Below are 16362 nucleotides of genomic sequence, written 5' to 3'. Positions count from 1 at the left end.
GTTTTACTTCGTCTGAGGCAAATGCGCTTTCTACAGAGTACTTGTAGATTTCTGCGTAATCTTCTTTCGTTAGGTCGAAAGTTTCACATACGCGTTTCACTTCGTTAGTCATTGTTGTGTTCGACACAGTGCGGTTATCTGTGTTGATTGTTACAACGATGCCATCTTTCTTGAATTCAGAAATTGGGTGGTCGCTGAATTTGTGAATACACTTAGTTTGAACGTTACTTGTTGGGCAAGTTTCAAGCGCAACCTGTTTCTCTTTCACAATGTTGTACGCATCTTCGTTACCTTGGATGTGAACACCGTGACCGATACGCTCAGCGTCCAGCATAGTCACTGCGTCGTAAACGTTTTGACCGTGCCATTGCTCACCTGCGTGAACCGTCACTCGGTAGCCTTGTTCGATCGCGTATTGCGTGTATTCAGGGAACTCAGCACAGAAACCAGGCTTTTCACCGCCAGCAATATCAAATGCTACAACGCCTTTACCAAGGTATGGCTTACCTGCATCGATCACATCTTTGATTGAATCTTTAGGGAACATACGCAGTACAGACATAATGTAGTTGCCCTTGATGTCGTATTTCTCTTCAGCACGCTTCATGCCTTTCACTGCACTTGCAATGATCGCGTCAAGAGACAGGCCTTTATTCACGTGCAGGATTGGTGCGAAACGAACTTCTAGGTACTTAACGTTTTCTAGTGCTGCGTCTTCGTAAAGCTCAAAAGAGATACGCTCAATCGCTTCTTCAGTTTGCATCACTTTAAGTGGCAGGCTGAAACAAGCTAGGTACTCATCTAGGTTTTTGCAATCTTCTGGCACAGTTAGAGATTGAACAACCGCATCACGGTCTTCAGGTAGTTCGATATTGTACTGTTTTGCTAGATCAATAATCGTATCTGGGCGAACACTTCCGTCTAGGTGGCAGTGTAAGTCAATCTTTGGTAGTGCTAGAAAATCCATGAGTATTCCTTAATTCTATTATTCTTTGAGTGTGTTAACTCACATGCGCTAAATTTACCAAGAGCATGATATGATTTAAAGTGACAAATAATCATCATTAACCTGAATTTGGGGAATATCATGGTCGATGTTAAAAGCTTACTTAAATGCGATATGAATTTGCTGCTGTGCTTACATGTTCTGATTGAAGAGCGTAGTGTGAGCAAAACGGCAGAGCGGCTGTTTTTGAGCCAATCTGCGGTAAGCAAACAACTTACCAAGCTGCGAGCTTTGTTTGACGACCCGCTATTTGAGCGTGAGTCTAAAGGGCTATTCCCAACCCCAAAAGCACTCGTATTGGCGCCTAAAATTCACCAAATTTTGCTGCAAATCGAAAAGCTAACTGTCCCTGAGGTGTTCGATCCTAAGGAGAGTGAGCGTACTTTCACTATAGACCTTGTTGAGACCGCCTACACTGCGGTTTATCCGCAATTTATGCCGACAGCGCTTGCCGATGCACCCCATATCACCATCAACAGTTCTACGTGGAGTAGTGATAGTTTCAAACGTTTGCTCAAGCGAGAAGTCGATTTTGGTATCGGTATTTTTGAATTAGATGAACGCGCCTCAACCCATGTGCAATGTATTCCGGATGAATTGGATTACGTTGAGCTATGCCTGGATTATTCCGTTTGTTTGATGCGTAACGATCACCCTGCTTTGCAAGAAGAGTGGAACCTCGACACCTTTCTTAAGTATCGACACATACAATTGGTGACGGGTGGAGCGGGCGACTGGTTATTGATGGAAGTACTTAACGCTAAGCAGTTAGAGATCAACAAGGCCGCCAACGTGTCGGATATCACTAGTGCTATCAAACTGTGTAAACAGAGCGACCTGTTGATGTGCTATCCGTACAACTCGGTGCGCGATTATATCGATAGCGGTGAATTAGTGATGAAGCCCGTTCCCATCGATTTGGTACCAGGCGGGTTATTCTTGTTGTGGCACCGTTATTTTGATTCTGAGCCTAGCCATCGCTGGCTGCGAGAGCTGATTGTTAACAAGACGCAAGACACTCAAGAGTAGATGGTGGTTGAATACATTGTAATTCGTAAAATATTTTTCGCTTTTCGTCCGTCTTTTCAGCCTGAGTATCGTCTTAATTGGGGGCGTAATTCCCCGATAATAGTGAGAGAGCAAAATGAATCCAATGTCAGCGTCATTGATTCCACAACAAATAATTGAAGATGCCTGTGAGTGGGCGATCATGCACGGTGTCGCTTTTCGACAAGCTAATAATACCGCAAGGCATTGCCCATTTAGCCTAGCGCCAATGACAATGGAGCGTGAGGTTTATGAACATTTGCGTCGCGTGACTCCGCTTATCACCAAGCTGATCAGCAACGTATCGGAAGATCATGATTTTCTGCAGTCGTCATTGAGCGATATGGCGCAAGCCGATCCATTCTTTGGTCGCTTAATGGCACTTCATCAACAAGCTCATGGCAGTGCCGATGAACGCTTGAGCCCTGCCCGCCAACCTTTGCTATTGATGCGAACCGATTTTATGGATGACCGTCAACATGGAGCAAAAGTAATAGAGTTCAATGGCATCGCAGCAGGTATGGCACCCTTTGGTCAGCGCGCGACTGAATTTCACGCGTTCATGAATAATCAGTGGCCAGATACTTATAAAAATTGGTTGGAAGATTCATCCGCAATCCCGGCAGAAAACCGAGGGCTTGAACAATTGGCTTTCGGTATTGCTACCTCGGCAAGAAAGGTAAGCGATCACTTTGATGATTCAGCTCAACCTACATTTTTGATGGTAGTGCAGAAGAACGAGGATAACGTCTATGACCAGCACTTGCTTGAAATTGAACTGCAAAAACAGGGCATTCGCACGGTGCGTCGTACCTTTGACCAGTTGAGCTGTCAGCTTTCAACTGTAGATAACCAGCGCTTGTTACTGCAAGATGTTGGCGCAGTCGATGTGGTGTATCTAAGAGCTGGCTATCAGTATTCAGATTACTGGGCTCCAGAACTCAACGAATCGGTTTGTTGCCACACGCTAAGTCAGACTCGCTTATTTATGGAACAACACCATGTCGCAATGAACGCGACTATCAGCCAACAGTTAGCGACCAGTAAAACCATGCAAATGCTGCTGACCATGATGCCTGCGTCAGAATATGCGCGTTGGGGTTTAACGCTAGAAGAAGCTGAACTGGTGAAGAGTGTTTTAGCCGATATGAAGCCAATCACTAGTGAGTCGATCGAATGGTTTAACACGCAAGCGAATAAGCAAGAATGGGTGCTAAAAAACCAAGGCGAGGGCGGCGGTCATTGTGTATTCGGCGATGATATCAGCGATCAACTGAGTCGACTTAAGCCAGAAGAGTACGACGCGTGGGCATTGATGCAGCGTTTGTACCCGCATGAGCGTGACGTACCGACTATTGCAGTGCGTGACACCCAGCAAACACTTGTAACAGATCTAGTCAGCGAGGTCGGCCTATTCACCGCTTACTTCAAAGGTGAACCAGTAACCGAACTGGACGGTTATGCTGGCTACTTAATCCGCAGTAAGCCAGCCAGCGAAAACGAAGGCGGGATCCATAGCGGTAAAGGGATTCTCGATTCATTGGTGCTGATTAATTAGTTTATTAGCCCTCAACAAAAACCAGAACCCACGTTCTGGTTTTTTGTATCTGGTCCCCTTGAAGATTGTGTCTATGAATCTCACTATTGACATGGATAGAGTGATCGTTCTACCCCGTAAGTAGAACAATCATTCTACCCTTTGTCGGGTATTGAGAGAGCACTATGTTGAGAGAGCAAATAGCAGCAAGCCTTGAAGTGGCGTTCAGCCAGCACGGCTTTGCGGAGCCGAGTGTTGCACAGCTGAAGACGGCGTGTAATGTCAGCCTAAGAACCCTGTATAAACACTTCCCTTCAAAAGAAGCGATGATTGTTGGTGCATTGGAATACCGACACCAACGCTATCTCGATTTTTTACTGGAGGCGTCGCCAGAGGCTGGGTTGGAATCGGTTACTCATATCTTCAACAAGCTCCAACAATGGTTAGAAGAGTATGCACGCACGGCTGTATGTCGATGAATGCGATTGCTGCTTTCCCAGATAATGAGCTTATTAACCAAGCAGTTACGCAACACAAAGAACAGGTTCGAGTGCTTATTGGCAAGCAGAGCCTGCGAGATGATCTCGCAACGCCCCTGTTTTTACTTCATGAAGGCGTATCAAGCGCGTGGCCAGTATTAGGCGAAGAAGCCGTGGCATCGGCACAGAATATGGTGAGAAAATAACTCGAGGAAACACGATGAAATTCGAAATACCGAAAATGATGAAAGGCGTAGAGATGTTGGGTCACGGCGGAGCAGAAATGCTTGGCTACCGCGAAGATATCGCTGTTCCTCAAATCGAACCTAATGAAGTGCTGATCAAAGTGATGGCAGCAGGCGTTAACAACACGGACATCAACACACGAATCGGTTGGTACTCAAAAAGCGATGACTCAGACGATGCCAGTTGGTCGGGTGAAGCGTTAAAGTTCCCTCGAATCCAAGGTGCTGACGTGTGTGGTTTCATTGTAGCAGTCGGTAATGAAGTCTCTGAAGATCGTATTGGTGAGCGTGTCCTTATCGAACCTTGTTTAACGGAAGTGTATGGGCGAGATCTGCCACAACCATGGTATTTCGGTTCTGAGTGTGATGGCGGTTTTGCTGAATACACTAAAGTCGCAGCAAAGCACGCTTATGTGGTGGACAGTAGTATGTCGGATGTTGAGCTGGCGTCTTTCCCATGTTCTTACTCGACAGCAGAAAACATGCTGACTCGAGCAAATGTGACTGAAGGCGATCGCGTGTTGATCTCTGGTGCATCAGGCGGTGTCGGCTCTGCGGCGATTCAATTGGCAAAAGCTCGTGGTGCACATGTGATTGCGATTACTAGTCCAAGTAAAAATCAACAGTTGCTAGAGCTAGGTGCCGATGAGGTCATTGCTCGCGATGCTGATTTAGTCGAAGTCTTGGGTGAAAGCAGCGTTAACGTTGTGATCGATTTAGTCGCCGGTGACAAGTGGCCTGAATTCCTTGAAGCCTTAAAGCCACATGGTCGTTATGCCGTGTCTGGCGCAATTGGTGGTGCGATGGTTCAGCTTGATGTTCGTACTCTGTATCTAAAAGACCTGAGCTTTTTCGGTTGCACGGTGTTGGAGCCGCAAGTGTTCCAAAACTTAGTTAACCACATTGAAAAACAGCAGATTAAGCCGATTGTTGCGCAGTCTTTCCCGCTTGCTGATATCCATACAGCACAAGATGAATTTTTGAAGAAAAAGCACGTTGGTAAGATCGTATTGGAAGTCGCTGAGCGTTAGTTTAATTAGCTCATGTTTCCAATATATGAGAGAGCGAGCAAGTGCTATTAGCTCGCTATTTTTGTTTTAGGAGATGTATCATTTTGCTTTAACAGCTTGAAGAGTAATAGATTATATACAGCTAAAAAATTAATGATTCATTTATCATTGTATGGTTTATGAGTCACCTGTGCGATAATCACCGCCGTTATATATCCCGATTTATGTTGTATTCATCTAGGAGCCGTATTGATGTTCAAAAGGGTATTAAAGGCACTATTTTCCCCTTTCGCCTCCAAGCAAGGTAAGCAATTAACTTCCTCACAAAGTGCCTCTCAAAAAGTCGTCTCTGATCTGGGTTGCTCTCAAGCGCAAACGGCAGTTAAGCCTTCAATCTTTGTTCCGCCTTCGTCAAATCAACCATCATCATTAATCGTCGATAAATCGATGAGCCTTCATGATGGAGAATTTCTTGATTATCTGTTTGGAGAGTCATGTCTGCGAACGGAATCTGATCCATTTAGCGACTTTGTGGCCAGCCAAGTTGAACGTTTAATTCGTTCTCCTAAAGCGCTTCTCAATGAATTGCCTGTGATGCCTGCTTCTGTCACGACATTAATGGGTGAACTACAGAGCGATGAGTTTGATGTTGATGCCCTGCTAAAGGTGATTGAGCGAGAGCCGAGCATGGCAGCTGATGTGATTAAATTAGCGAACAGCGTATACTACAAACGCAGTGAAAAACAGGTAACCGATCTAAAAACCGCATTCTTAAATATGGGTTCTCAAGGCTTGGTGGAGGGTGTGGTTAATTCTTACATGAAGAACTTAACCCCGGGCAACAATATTTATTGGCGCCACTTCGGTGAGAAAATTTGGAATCACAGCATCCAAACGGCTTCTTTTTCAAAGGAGTTAATGAAAGAGTCGCCATCTCAAGAAGACCAGGCTAGCGCCTATTTTATTGGGCTGATCCGTAACCTAGGTAAGATGATCATTTTCCAAATGATGGTGGAGGCCTTCAAACATGTTGACCCTTCTGTGCCACCTAACTCATTGGCGTTGAAGCGTTTGATCAACAGTTACTCTATTCGCCTCACCTATACCATTGCTAAGTTCTGGGAGTTGCCGGAGTCGGTATTGACAGCTATTGGCTATCAAGAGTCGAGCCGCTACGCATGCACACCGCTTGGCCAAGCCGTGTTTGAGGCTAACTCGTTGAGTGAGCTGACGTATTTATTGGATGCTCAGGCGATAGATATCGAGCAATTTAAGAGCCGATGTAAGGAGATACTGACGTCACCTGCCGCCTACAAGGTGGCCAACCGCATCTATAAAGAGTCTATGGTTGCGTTGGCTGGATAAGCCATTGGCGTTGTTGTGTTGACTGTGGTTGCTGATTTATAGCAGTTATTTGTGAATGGTCTTACGAATGAGTAAGACCATTTTTTTATTGAAGCCGCTTTGATGTGCGCGAATTTGATTTAAGGGATTTCAGACAGTTCTTGCTTTAAGTCATCAATTTTACGCTGCTCTTTTTCTATCTTGCGCTGATACTTTTTAATTTTGTCCGACCTGTTGCCTTGTTTGGCCTCTTCTAAGTCGGCTTGGTATTCAGCCAAATCATCCTCATTGGATTCGATTTTTGCACGAAGGTCGTCTTTCAAACCTTCGTTGGTGCAGTTTTCTTTTGCCGCTTTTAATGCCGTTGTGAGTCGGTCGACTTTGTATTGATTGTCGTATTGCTTAGCTTGTTCGATTTGATACTCGATCTCACAAAACTTTTTCTCACAGCCAGTAAGTGAGTTGCAGGTCGTGCTTGCCATACTGCTAAAAGAAAATGCACTGAGGAGCAGTATTGAGCCTTTTAGGTGTCGATTCATGATTTACCTTCTACTGGTTCTTTGGTTTGAGCCTAGTTTCATCGCAACTTAACACCCGCACGCATTGCTTATGGCAGAAGAGTGTTAAAGGTAAGTCTATGTGTAGAATGACTTATCTCTATTAAAGATAGAATCAAATATGGCTAACCCACAACTTATCGAGGTCACACCAACCGAATCCATTTACTCGTGCTCCGCGTATTTTTTCAGATACCTCAAGATTGAATGCCTCTTGCTTAAGCTCAACCACTACTTCAGTCTTGTATAGCCAGCATTTGAGTTTCAAGAGCGTTTCGGCGGCTTGTTCAAAGTCTGGTTCGCACTGAATTGAGGTTAAAGCCTGTTCGATGGTTGCGAGCATTTCAACGGGTAGTGACAGATCTTCGAAAGGGAAACGGGTGAAGAAGCCTAACCAAGAAGAGAATGAGTGGTTTTCATCGATAATGCTGCATAAAGCAGCGTCTCTTATTGTTGAAAAATCCCCATACTCGACGTTGAGTTTAGTTTCACCAGGCGCTGAAGATTGCTTGAAAAAAGCTTGGCATTCCGAGGTGTCTTCGACGGTGAATGTTCGATTGGGTGAAGACAACCCTGGGTTTTGAATTTGGAAAAAAGTAGAACCATGACTCTGAGCATGTCCACAGCCGTATTCGCCAACTTTGAGTGTCTTTTCAGGCATTTTTACGCACACCTGATTTTGAGCACACGCTTTACTCTCTGCCCACTCTGGGTAAACCCATAATTCGACTCGATTTAGGATCGGAACCTGATTTGAATACGCATCATTGCGGTTCAGTCTTAGCATCTTGTTTGAGAAGATCGCCAATGAGAATGGGCCGGAACCGACCAGCCTCTCGACAGAATTAGGTTCAAAAATCGATGCTTCGGCTCTAGCAAGCAAGCGGGGCAGATGCCAATCCGTCTTGCTGAGTTTTATTGTGATGATATTGCCTGAAGACGCAGAGACTTCAGTAATATGCTGATAGCAGCGATACCATAACTTGTTTGAAGAGAGCAAACTCAGACAGTGTGCTATGTCTTGAGCTTCCATTGTTCGGCCGTTGTGGAATTGCACACCATTACGAATTTGGAAACGCCAGATCGTTGCATCTTCATTGGGTTGCCAATGATAAGCCAAGTCGCCACATAATTTACCTTGTTGTACAGAGGTGAGACGCTGGCAAATCTGCATTACTAAGAAACGCTCGGTGCGTCTCAGTACACGCTGAGGGTGAAGCGCTTCTAATTCACGGTGGAAGGGTATGTACGCGACGCTCTGCGCCGATTGATTCGTGCTGTTTAGAAAGGCTTGCAGCTCTGTACCAGCATTGCGTCCATTATAACTTAAGGTGCTGAAGACCTGCTCGATATTGCCGGAATCTGCTTGGCTTTTTGCGTATTGGTAGCACGCTTCCATCGGTTCAATCAGACACGTGAGTTGTGCCTTTTTATTGCGCCCTGAACTGGCTTGCCACTCAATCCAGCCTTGCGCTGTCATTGCTTTGAGTAGAGTTTGAACGTGACGCTCACTCACATGTAGAAGCGTTGCGATTTGACTGACTTGGCAGCGTGATGCTCCAGGCCCAAAAGCCTGAAATATCTTTTCGTACAGTTCAAGCTTGCGCTTTAGGTTGCCCAATTCGAATTCCTAAATGTTAGGTTGAGTTAAGTGTTGGTAGCCTGCATCAGCGAGCGCTTTTTCCATGGTTTCAAGAACCTGTGCACTTATCTTTGAGCTTAGGATATCAGACTCAAGTTTTCCTTCTAATACAAGTTGCGAGAAGTGCTCGATTTGATACTCGAACCCATTACCTTGGACGGGGTGCTCGATGGTGAAGGTTTCTTGTTTGTACTCCACCGTTATATGGGCTGGGTTCCACCACTTCTCTTTAATCGTAATGGCGATATCTGGGCCCGTTAATCGCGCTGCGCGTGGCAGGTTTCTTACCGTCGAAGCCGATATAGCCGCGTTGATCTCTCCGGAGAACTGGAAGCACGAATCGGTATCTACATTTGAACCTTCATAGAGGCTCGACATTTCGACTTGAGGTATAGAAGGCGTAATCCCAAGAGTGCGACATAAATCGTAGAAGAACCACAGACCATACACTCCAACATCAAGTGTTGCCCCGCCGGCTAAATCCGGGTTGAAGATAAACAGGTTAGGATCGTAGTCGTGCTCGTTGCCAAAGCTGGCTTCTATCGAATCAAGCTTAATCTGGTTGCTGGTTAAAAATGCTGTAAGCTCGCGATAAGCTGGGAACACGATGGTCTTCATCGCTTCTAGCAACATTACGCCATTTTGCTCTGCCAGAGCTTTCATTTCTAACCAATCACCAAGGTTGGTAAAGGCTGGTTTCTCTACCAATACGTGCTTGTTATGGCTGAGAAATAGCTTGGCTAGAGGTTTGTGATAAGGGTGAACCGTGGCAATGTACACCGCTTCAACATCGGGATCTTGAGCCATGGCTTCATAAGATCCATAAGCTTTATCGCAATCAAACTTATTAGCAAACAGAGCCGCTCTTGATTGGTCACGTGCTGACACCGCGTAGAGTTCGCCAAATGAGCAGTGCTCTGTTAGCGCTGTTGCTAATCTATTCGCGATATTACCGAGCCCTGCGATACCCCATTTAATCTTACGTTGCGTGTCACTCATCACTTACTCCAATCGTTGTTTTGTCTCAGTGTACTTAGGGGCGTCACAAACAAATAGAGAACAGATCTTTCAATCTGTTCTCTATTTTTGTAATTCTAATCGAAAGGGCGGTTTTAGCTTTGTGTGGAGCGCTTCCAATCCGCTAGAGCTTGAATGTGCTTTGGTCCAATACCGCAGCAACCACCAACAATATTGGCACCAAGTTCGTGCCAGCGTTTTGCGTAAGCTAAGTAACCTTGGCCATCTAACTCGCGCATCTCTTGAAGCATGTCATTCGCTTCATGTTCGCTGCTGATCGGCGCAAAGTTATTCGCATAGACACCGATTTCTAGATCTTGGCCTAACTCATCCATAACCTGTTTGGTATCGATAATCGCTTGATCCATCACTTCCGGTACTGAACAGTTAAACATGATGCCTGTCGCGTTAGACTGACAAACCAGTTTGACGGCTTCTTTTACGCTCTCACCAGAACGAATAGACGCAGAGTCGCCTTTGGTATCTTCTAAGCTAAAGGCGTAGTAACACGGTTTCGTTGATTGCTTGAGTACCCCATGAATGGATTCAAACTCTTGCACGCTGCATAGGGTTTCTACCAACCACAGATCGATATTTGGTTCTTGTGCATCGTAGAGGGTTTGAATGATAGATGCCGCTTGTTCGACTTTGAATAAGTCAGGTCGGTAGCTACCAAATGGTGGTGGAATAGAGCCTGCCACTTTGACCGCTTGAGGCGCTTGGTCAGCAACTGCTCTAGCTAATTCGCCAGACAGCGCTGCTAGCACGAATCCTCTTTGCGCGAACAGTTCTTCACCCAAATGAAAAGGCACACACGCATAGCTGTTGGTAATTATGATTTCAGCGCCTGCATCGACAAAGTTTTGGTGCGCTTGGCTAACAAAATCCGGAGCTTCAATCAGCGCTTGAGCGCTCCAAAGAGGCTGCGAGAAGGGTGCGCCAATTTCTTTGAGTTCTCGGCCCATGCCGCCATCAAGTATGGTGAGTGTTTTCATATTCAATACTATCTAAAACAATTGCTGAAGTTCTGCCGTCACCATATCAGACAACCTTGCTTGACTAAAGCTGTCCAAGCACGAGGTTTTTAACTAAGCCGATACTGCATAGATAGGAATAATAAAATTTTGTACCTCTGGCGCTATGTTGTATTAGATTTGGGGGATATATTATTAATCTAGGGCTAGTGATTAATTCGAACTCACAAGTTGTAGAGGAAAGTGCATTGAAGTTAACGAATAAGCTCGTGCGTTACCCGCACATTGATGTTGATCGTGCGTTTGAAAAAGAAGATGAGCTACTGCAGCAAATACAGAATGGTGAGATTGGACAAGCCTTAATGTTGTGGCAAGCCAAAACGCCGACACTTGTTTTGCCTGCAGGTAAAAAGTGGCCAGTGACGTTGGAATCTAGAAAGCAGCTTGAGGCTCAAGGTTGGCAACTCTCTTCGCGTAAAACGGGTGGTGCTCCCGTTCCCCAGCTACCGGGCGTGATTAACTTGTCGCACATTTATCATTGGCCGAGCGATGAAGCGTACAATATTCAAAAAGCTTATCTGCATTTATGTGATGTTTTAACTCAATTTTTTAAAGGGTTAGGCGTTGATGTCGATGTGCACGCAACTCCAGGTTCTTATTGCGATGGCGATTACAACCTCAACATCAGCAAGCAAAAAATAGTAGGGACGGCTCAACGTGTTTTGCTCAAGCGAGGGGGCGGTCAAATCGTACTTTCGCAAGCCTGTATTTTGTTAGACGCTGATTTAGAGCACATCGTTGCACCCGTAAATTTTTACAATCAGATTTGCGGCAATCCAACCGTTGTAGAGCCGCACGTTCATACTCTGCTGTCTGAGCATGTGACGCCCATACCCAACGTAGACTCACTGTTTCAGCAATTGAGCCAAGTTTTTATTAAGTATGCGTAGTGCTATGTGTCTGCCGGAATCAATGGGGGGGCGGCGGATAACTTTTCTTGCAACAGTCGCTCGATCACTTCCACCAGTTTACGGTTTTTAGTGGGATCAAGAGCATCGTTGTGAGGGTCTTTGAATAACCCAGAATCATTGTCGAAGTATCTTCCTGAGGCATCGGCAAACTCATCGCTGAGCGCTGCCCGACAAAGGATGTCTGCGCCGATCGCAAGATCATTACCATCAACGCCATAAGCGTCTTTGACCAGCTTACTCCCCAAGAAAGAGGCAGGGTTTACTGGAATAACCGCGAGGCCATTAGTTGATGGGCTATTTGCTAAGGCATTCGCCAAATCAATCGACCACATCGTTAGTGCGAGTTTACTTTGTGCGTAAACGGGGCCATCTAACTCTCCTGCATTTGGGCTGATAAGAGCACTTAAATCTACGGGTGACTGAGCTGCTGAAGATAGGTTGACGATACGGCCGTTCGTATCAAAAAGAGGAAGCAGTTTTTGTGTTAGTAGATAAGGCGCAATGGTGTTAACCACAAAACGCACATCAAGATTATCTGGAGTTGTGACTTTCGACACCTTATACACGCCAGCGTTGTTGATGAGAACGTCGAGTCGCTGGTGGTTAGCCATTATCTGAGTTGCGAGCGCTTCGACTTCTGAGAGTGTTGATAGGTCTGCAACATAACTTTCAATGACTGCTGTCTTAGAAAGTCGAGATAGAGCTGCCGCAACTTTGTTGATCTTGGCAGGGTTTCGGCCATGAATCAGAATGTGGTGTCCCTGCTGAGCGAGCATTTTTGCGGTCTCTAAACCAATGCCATCTGTGGCTCCTGTGATCAGAATTGTTTTCTGCATATCTTTCCCTTGATATCGATTCCGAAGCACTTTTATAACAAAGTTTAATTGCGCAAAGTTTCTAATACCTCACAGGATAGAGAGAAGGCATGTGTCCGTTATTGAGAAAATCTTAATTTATGATGTGTAAAGTTTTGAGAAGGGAGTAAGCCTCAACCGTCGAAATTGGTTGAGGCTTTGTCGTTAGTAGCCTGTGGCTATTTTAGCTTGGTCTGACGTTGTTATCGTTATATCGCTCCGGCTTGTGGTACTTAATAGCAAGTATTTAAAGTTACTATTAGAGCTATTCCCATCAAGAACTCGTTACGATGAATAAATGGTACACCCAACACATATAGCAAAAAATAAAGTAAGCTTTATTTAACGTATCACGAACAGTGATGTGTTTTAGTTGTATTAAGGTATCGGTTCAGAATGAAACCTTGTCGTATGTTGAATACGGCCACAAGCGAACATGGAGAGCAGCTGTGAGTGATGTTGAAAAGCTAGACCTGAATCTACTGAGCGTGTTTTTAGAGGTATATCGATTGAAGTCGATCACCTTAGCTGCTGAATCTCTTGGCATGACTCAACCGGGAGTGAGTGGTGCGCTGAAGCGACTGCAATCCCAACTTGATACTGACCTTTTCATTCGTGAAGGGCGGGGTATCTCGCCGACCAATGCGGCGGTACAACTGGCAAGTCGCATAGAACCAGCTCTAGATGGAATTACGAGTGCGGTGAGCACGTTAAAGCAGTTCGACAATCAGCAGCATCATGTGTTTCGAATTTTGGTTAACGAAATCGGCCTCAACAAACTTCAGCCTCTCGTTGAACGGGATAAGACCTTAGGCAATATCTCAATCGAATTTAACATGGTGCCGAACAACGAAGAGGAGTTGCTTCAAAGCTTGAGCATGCAGCAAGCGGATCTCGCGATCGATATTCATTACCCGCAAGTGAATGGCTATATGACAAAGCCAGTAATCGAAGATGAGCTAGTGCTTATAGCTCGAAAAGGTCACCCTAGAATCAATGGCTCGGTAACACAAGAGCAGTATTATGACGAAAAACACATTACGTTTCGGATGCGTCGAACTCGCCTATACACGGCAGAATACTTCACTAAAACGCCACTCAAGCAAAGGAAAGTGAGTGCAGAGTGTGATTCGATCATGACCATGTGTGTATTGGTAGCGGGATCGGATTGCGTAGGCAGTACGTCACGTGATTTTGCTAATCAATTTGCGGAGACCTTCCAGCTACAAGTATTGGAACAACCATTCGAAATTGTTCCGATGCAGCAATACATGATCTGGCATAAAAGAACCGACTTGAATTCTGCCCATCAGTGGTTAAGAGATAAGGTTCAGCAATACATGAAGAAGTCTGAAAACAGCTGAATCTGAAGATAGAACTATAAAAACGGCCTCTAAAATGAGGCCGCTTTTGTTCTTGATTGTTCCACTTTTATTGAGAATCAAAGTGAAATTATGCCGAACTTAGCTTGCTCGTTGGCGACGTTTTTGGCGTGCATTTTTGAACATCTGCGTTGGAGATAAACCGGTCACCAGCATGGTACCAGTGATAACCAAGATAGAGCCAACCACAGTATTAATGCCAATAGCTTCACCTAAGAACAAGTTACCCCAAAGGATGCCAAAAACGGGAATTAGAAAGGTAACTGAAAGCGCTGAAGGCGCACCAAGCTCATTGATGAGATTGAAATAAAGCAGGTACGCTAACCCGGTACATACTGCACCTAATAAGATGACCGATGTGGTAATCGTGAGATCGGGTGCTTCTCGCATTGGCATGAAAAACACAAAGGGCAATACGATTAACACTGCTGCCCACATGCTGCCGTGGGCATTGTTGAAGGCTTCAACCTTAGGTGCTGTTTTGGTGTAGTTAGACGCGATACCGTAGCTAAATGCGGCCATCACGGCTGCAAAGATTGGAAGAATGGCTTCTTGGCCAATATTGAATGCATCCCAACCAACCAACACGCTAACCCCAGTAACACCAATACCTAGCCCAAGTAATACCTTGCTCTCAAGTGCAGTTTTGGTCCAAATCGCTCCAATGATTGCCGCCCATATCGGTGCTGTGGAGTTCAAAATCGCGAGGGTTGAAGCATTCAGTGTTTGAGCGGCATAAGCGAAACACAAAAAAGGAAGTGCGGTGTTAAACAAACCGAGAATGAAAAAGTGTTTCGAATGAGCATTAAATGAGAGCTTTCTCTTTAGATAAAAAGAAACCAAAAGTAGGGTGATTGCCGCACAAAAAACTCGCGCTTCAATTAGGACCGCAGGGCCTAAAGGATTCGCTGCAATTCTCATGAAAAGGAACGAGCCTCCCCATATAGCAGCTAGCATGATCAGTTTAAAATAGCTCACAGTTTGAATCTCGATTGTGTAAAACACCGACTATGGAGCAAAGCTATCTATTACACAAATTGATATGCCAATATTGCGCAGCGACTGGGTGAAATATCACCAAATAAATAGGAAGGTATTTGACGTTTTCTGTTCTGTTTATTGCGCCTTATTTGCGGAGTAACCTAATGCTAAATATCCACATTAGGTGCTAGAAATGAAGATTGAACATATCGCGATTTGGACCAAACAACTCGAAGTACTGAAACGATTTTATGAAGATTACTTCGGTGCGACGTCTAACCAGAAATACCATAATCCAACTAAAGGCTTTTCTTCTTACTTCTTATCTTTTGATACCGGTAGTCGCTTGGAACTGATGGAGATGGACTCGGTTCCTGAATCGAAAGATGACATCTATGATCAGTTCACTGGCTTTGTTCATATGGCGATTTCGTTGGGGTCAGAACAAGCCGTCGATGAACTGACCCACTGCTTAGTCGAAGATGGTTATGAACGTTTAGACGGTCCAAGAAGAACGGGCGATGGATATTATGAGAGCTGTGTCCTCGATCCTGATGGTAATCGCTTGGAACTTACCGTTTAATGTAAGGACTTGATTGAATGACTTACGGATTTGAGGGGGAATGATGAAGCGCATTTTGGCTTTTGTTTTTAGTCTGAGTTTGGTGGGATGTGCGTCTTCGGAGTTAGCGCAGGTTGATGCACCAGAGACGACAATCGAACCATCTCAACCGATTGGCTACCTTGGCTTCAAAGATCATCAAGACTGGGCTATAAAATTCAATGATTGTACGGTTTATGATCTAACCGGAGCTCAACCATATCAATGGTTTGACCGCACTTCTGCGTCTGTAAGTTGTTATACCTTTAAACCAAGCGATGCTATTGCACCTTTGCCTGTTTATTCGAATGCAAGTTTCGAAAGCGATCAGTTTACCTCGATTGAGCGCTTTCAAGAGTTACAGGTGTCGGATTCTGGCTGGGGCCGTTTTCCTATTGTCTATGATAAAAACGGCACCAATTGGCTAAGGGTTAAAGAAGGTTGGATTCATCTTACGCTCGCCGACCAGACACTCGTCCAGTTCTATCCGGGAACTCAAGATCAGTCTGCTAAATCACAACATGATCAGTATTTTGAGCAGCATTGATTGCCGAGCTTTGAAACAGTGTTACGAAGGCGAGATGACTAAATAAAAAATCAGAGATACATCAGTCATTGTGTGAAAATTATATTATCTATTGTGTGGAGGGGGAGAGCGGAACGCTCCCCTCTATTTTTTGCTATCTTTCCCTGATGATTCCTCTCCTCCAAAAAT

At 45.0% G+C, this 16362-nt stretch carries 15 protein-coding genes and 1 pseudogene; 9 read left to right on the top strand and 7 right to left on the bottom strand.

Annotated elements, in window-relative coordinates; translation table 11 throughout:
• The coding region (gene add, locus BCT81_RS07555) for an adenosine deaminase (RefSeq protein ID WP_102423723.1) at positions 1 to 967 on the bottom strand (967 nt) is incomplete at its 3' end.
• A gap of 120 nt (positions 968 to 1087) precedes the next feature.
• On the opposite strand from add, the gene BCT81_RS07550 reads away from it, so the two are divergent.
• From BCT81_RS07550 to BCT81_RS07530, 5 genes and pseudogenes are all read left to right on the top strand, one after another.
• The gene (locus BCT81_RS07550) at positions 1088 to 2035 is read left to right on the top strand and encodes a LysR substrate-binding domain-containing protein (protein WP_008216036.1); all 948 of its coding nucleotides are present in this window, start codon (positions 1088 to 1090) and stop codon (positions 2033 to 2035) included.
• Positions 2036 to 2159: 124 nt separating this feature from the next.
• Entirely contained in the window at positions 2160 to 3611 is a 1452-nt protein-coding gene (locus BCT81_RS07545; protein ID WP_102423722.1) for a glutathione synthase, read from the top strand.
• A 164-nt stretch (positions 3612 to 3775) separates the two neighbouring features.
• Positions 3776 to 4275: pseudogene (locus tag BCT81_RS07540) on the top strand (TetR/AcrR family transcriptional regulator).
• 14 nt (positions 4276 to 4289) lie between these two features.
• The gene (locus tag BCT81_RS07535) at positions 4290 to 5345 is read left to right on the top strand and encodes an alcohol dehydrogenase family protein (RefSeq protein ID WP_102423721.1); all 1056 of its coding nucleotides are present in this window, start codon (positions 4290 to 4292) and stop codon (positions 5343 to 5345) included.
• A 231-nt stretch (positions 5346 to 5576) separates the two neighbouring features.
• The gene (locus BCT81_RS07530) at positions 5577 to 6689 is read left to right on the top strand and encodes an HDOD domain-containing protein (protein WP_102423720.1); all 1113 of its coding nucleotides are present in this window, start codon (positions 5577 to 5579) and stop codon (positions 6687 to 6689) included.
• Positions 6690 to 6808: 119 nt separating this feature from the next.
• On the opposite strand, the gene BCT81_RS07525 is transcribed toward BCT81_RS07530, so the two are convergent.
• From BCT81_RS07525 to BCT81_RS07510, 4 genes are all read right to left on the bottom strand, one after another.
• Positions 6809 to 7207 (bottom strand): DUF1090 domain-containing protein, encoded by a 399-nt coding sequence (locus BCT81_RS07525; protein ID WP_102423719.1) that lies wholly within the window; start codon positions 7205 to 7207, stop codon positions 6809 to 6811.
• A 133-nt stretch (positions 7208 to 7340) separates the two neighbouring features.
• On the bottom strand, positions 7341 to 8846 hold the full coding sequence (locus BCT81_RS07520; RefSeq protein ID WP_102423718.1) for an SgrR family transcriptional regulator: 1506 nt from the start codon (positions 8844 to 8846) through the stop codon (positions 7341 to 7343).
• A 9-nt stretch (positions 8847 to 8855) separates the two neighbouring features.
• On the bottom strand, positions 8856 to 9866 hold the full coding sequence (locus tag BCT81_RS07515) for a Gfo/Idh/MocA family oxidoreductase (protein WP_102423717.1): 1011 nt from the start codon (positions 9864 to 9866) through the stop codon (positions 8856 to 8858).
• Between the two features lie 113 nt (positions 9867 to 9979).
• A complete protein-coding gene (locus BCT81_RS07510; protein WP_102423716.1) occupies positions 9980 to 10879 on the bottom strand; it encodes a homocysteine S-methyltransferase family protein in 900 nt (299 codons plus the stop codon).
• Between the two features lie 227 nt (positions 10880 to 11106).
• Between BCT81_RS07510 and BCT81_RS07505 the strand changes: the two genes are divergently transcribed.
• The gene (locus BCT81_RS07505) at positions 11107 to 11808 is read left to right on the top strand and encodes a lipoate--protein ligase (protein WP_102423715.1); all 702 of its coding nucleotides are present in this window, start codon (positions 11107 to 11109) and stop codon (positions 11806 to 11808) included.
• Positions 11809 to 11810: 2 nt separating this feature from the next.
• Here the strand turns inward: BCT81_RS07505 and BCT81_RS07500 are convergent, their stop codons facing one another.
• Positions 11811 to 12665: an SDR family NAD(P)-dependent oxidoreductase gene (locus tag BCT81_RS07500; protein ID WP_102423714.1), complete on the bottom strand. Its 855-nt coding sequence runs from the start codon at positions 12663 to 12665 to the stop codon at positions 11811 to 11813.
• Positions 12666 to 13132: 467 nt separating this feature from the next.
• Here BCT81_RS07500 and BCT81_RS07495 point away from each other — a divergent pair, with 467 nt between their 5' ends.
• A complete protein-coding gene (locus BCT81_RS07495) occupies positions 13133 to 14047 on the top strand; it encodes a LysR family transcriptional regulator (protein WP_102423713.1) in 915 nt (304 codons plus the stop codon).
• 99 nt (positions 14048 to 14146) lie between these two features.
• Here BCT81_RS07495 and BCT81_RS07490 read toward each other — a convergent pair whose 3' ends face one another.
• Positions 14147 to 14986 carry a DMT family transporter gene (locus tag BCT81_RS07490; protein ID WP_241908179.1) on the bottom strand — a complete coding sequence of 280 codons (840 nt, stop codon included), beginning with the start codon at positions 14984 to 14986 and terminating at the stop codon, positions 14147 to 14149.
• A gap of 253 nt (positions 14987 to 15239) precedes the next feature.
• On the opposite strand from BCT81_RS07490, the gene BCT81_RS07485 reads away from it, so the two are divergent.
• Together BCT81_RS07485 and BCT81_RS07480 are read left to right on the top strand one after the other, a co-directional pair.
• Positions 15240 to 15629: a VOC family protein gene (locus tag BCT81_RS07485; RefSeq protein WP_102423712.1), complete on the top strand. Its 390-nt coding sequence runs from the start codon at positions 15240 to 15242 to the stop codon at positions 15627 to 15629.
• A gap of 40 nt (positions 15630 to 15669) precedes the next feature.
• Entirely contained in the window at positions 15670 to 16194 is a 525-nt protein-coding gene (locus BCT81_RS07480) for a hypothetical protein (RefSeq protein WP_102423711.1), read from the top strand.
• Positions 16195 to 16362: the final 168 nt, after the last annotated feature.

The organism is Vibrio sp. 10N.261.52.A1, assembly GCF_002876325.1.
Taxonomy (GTDB): domain Bacteria; phylum Pseudomonadota; class Gammaproteobacteria; order Enterobacterales; family Vibrionaceae; genus Vibrio; species Vibrio chagasii.
The sequence above is the reverse complement of the archived record's forward strand: the minus strand, read 5'-3'. Positions and strand labels throughout refer to the sequence as shown.

Bases quoted from the DNA above. Each gene is read 5' to 3' on its own strand.
- BCT81_RS07550 (WP_008216036.1), top strand. From the start codon at position 1,088: ATGGTCGATGTTAAAAGCTTACTTAAATGCGATATGAATTTGCTGCTG.
- BCT81_RS07545 (WP_102423722.1), top strand. From the start codon at position 2,160: ATGTCAGCGTCATTGATTCCACAACAAATAATTGAAGATGCCTGTGAG.
- BCT81_RS07535 (WP_102423721.1), top strand. From the start codon at position 4,290: ATGAAATTCGAAATACCGAAAATGATGAAAGGCGTAGAGATGTTGGGT.
- BCT81_RS07530 (WP_102423720.1), top strand. From the start codon at position 5,577: ATGTTCAAAAGGGTATTAAAGGCACTATTTTCCCCTTTCGCCTCCAAG.
- BCT81_RS07525 (WP_102423719.1), bottom strand. From the start codon at position 7,207: ATGAATCGACACCTAAAAGGCTCAATACTGCTCCTCAGTGCATTTTCT.
- BCT81_RS07515 (WP_102423717.1), bottom strand. From the start codon at position 9,866: ATGAGTGACACGCAACGTAAGATTAAATGGGGTATCGCAGGGCTCGGT.
- BCT81_RS07510 (WP_102423716.1), bottom strand. From the start codon at position 10,879: ATGAAAACACTCACCATACTTGATGGCGGCATGGGCCGAGAACTCAAA.
- BCT81_RS07500 (WP_102423714.1), bottom strand. From the start codon at position 12,665: ATGCAGAAAACAATTCTGATCACAGGAGCCACAGATGGCATTGGTTTA.
- BCT81_RS07490 (WP_241908179.1), bottom strand. From the start codon at position 14,986: ATGAGAATTGCAGCGAATCCTTTAGGCCCTGCGGTCCTAATTGAAGCG.
- BCT81_RS07485 (WP_102423712.1), top strand. From the start codon at position 15,240: ATGAAGATTGAACATATCGCGATTTGGACCAAACAACTCGAAGTACTG.
- BCT81_RS07480 (WP_102423711.1), top strand. From the start codon at position 15,670: ATGATGAAGCGCATTTTGGCTTTTGTTTTTAGTCTGAGTTTGGTGGGA.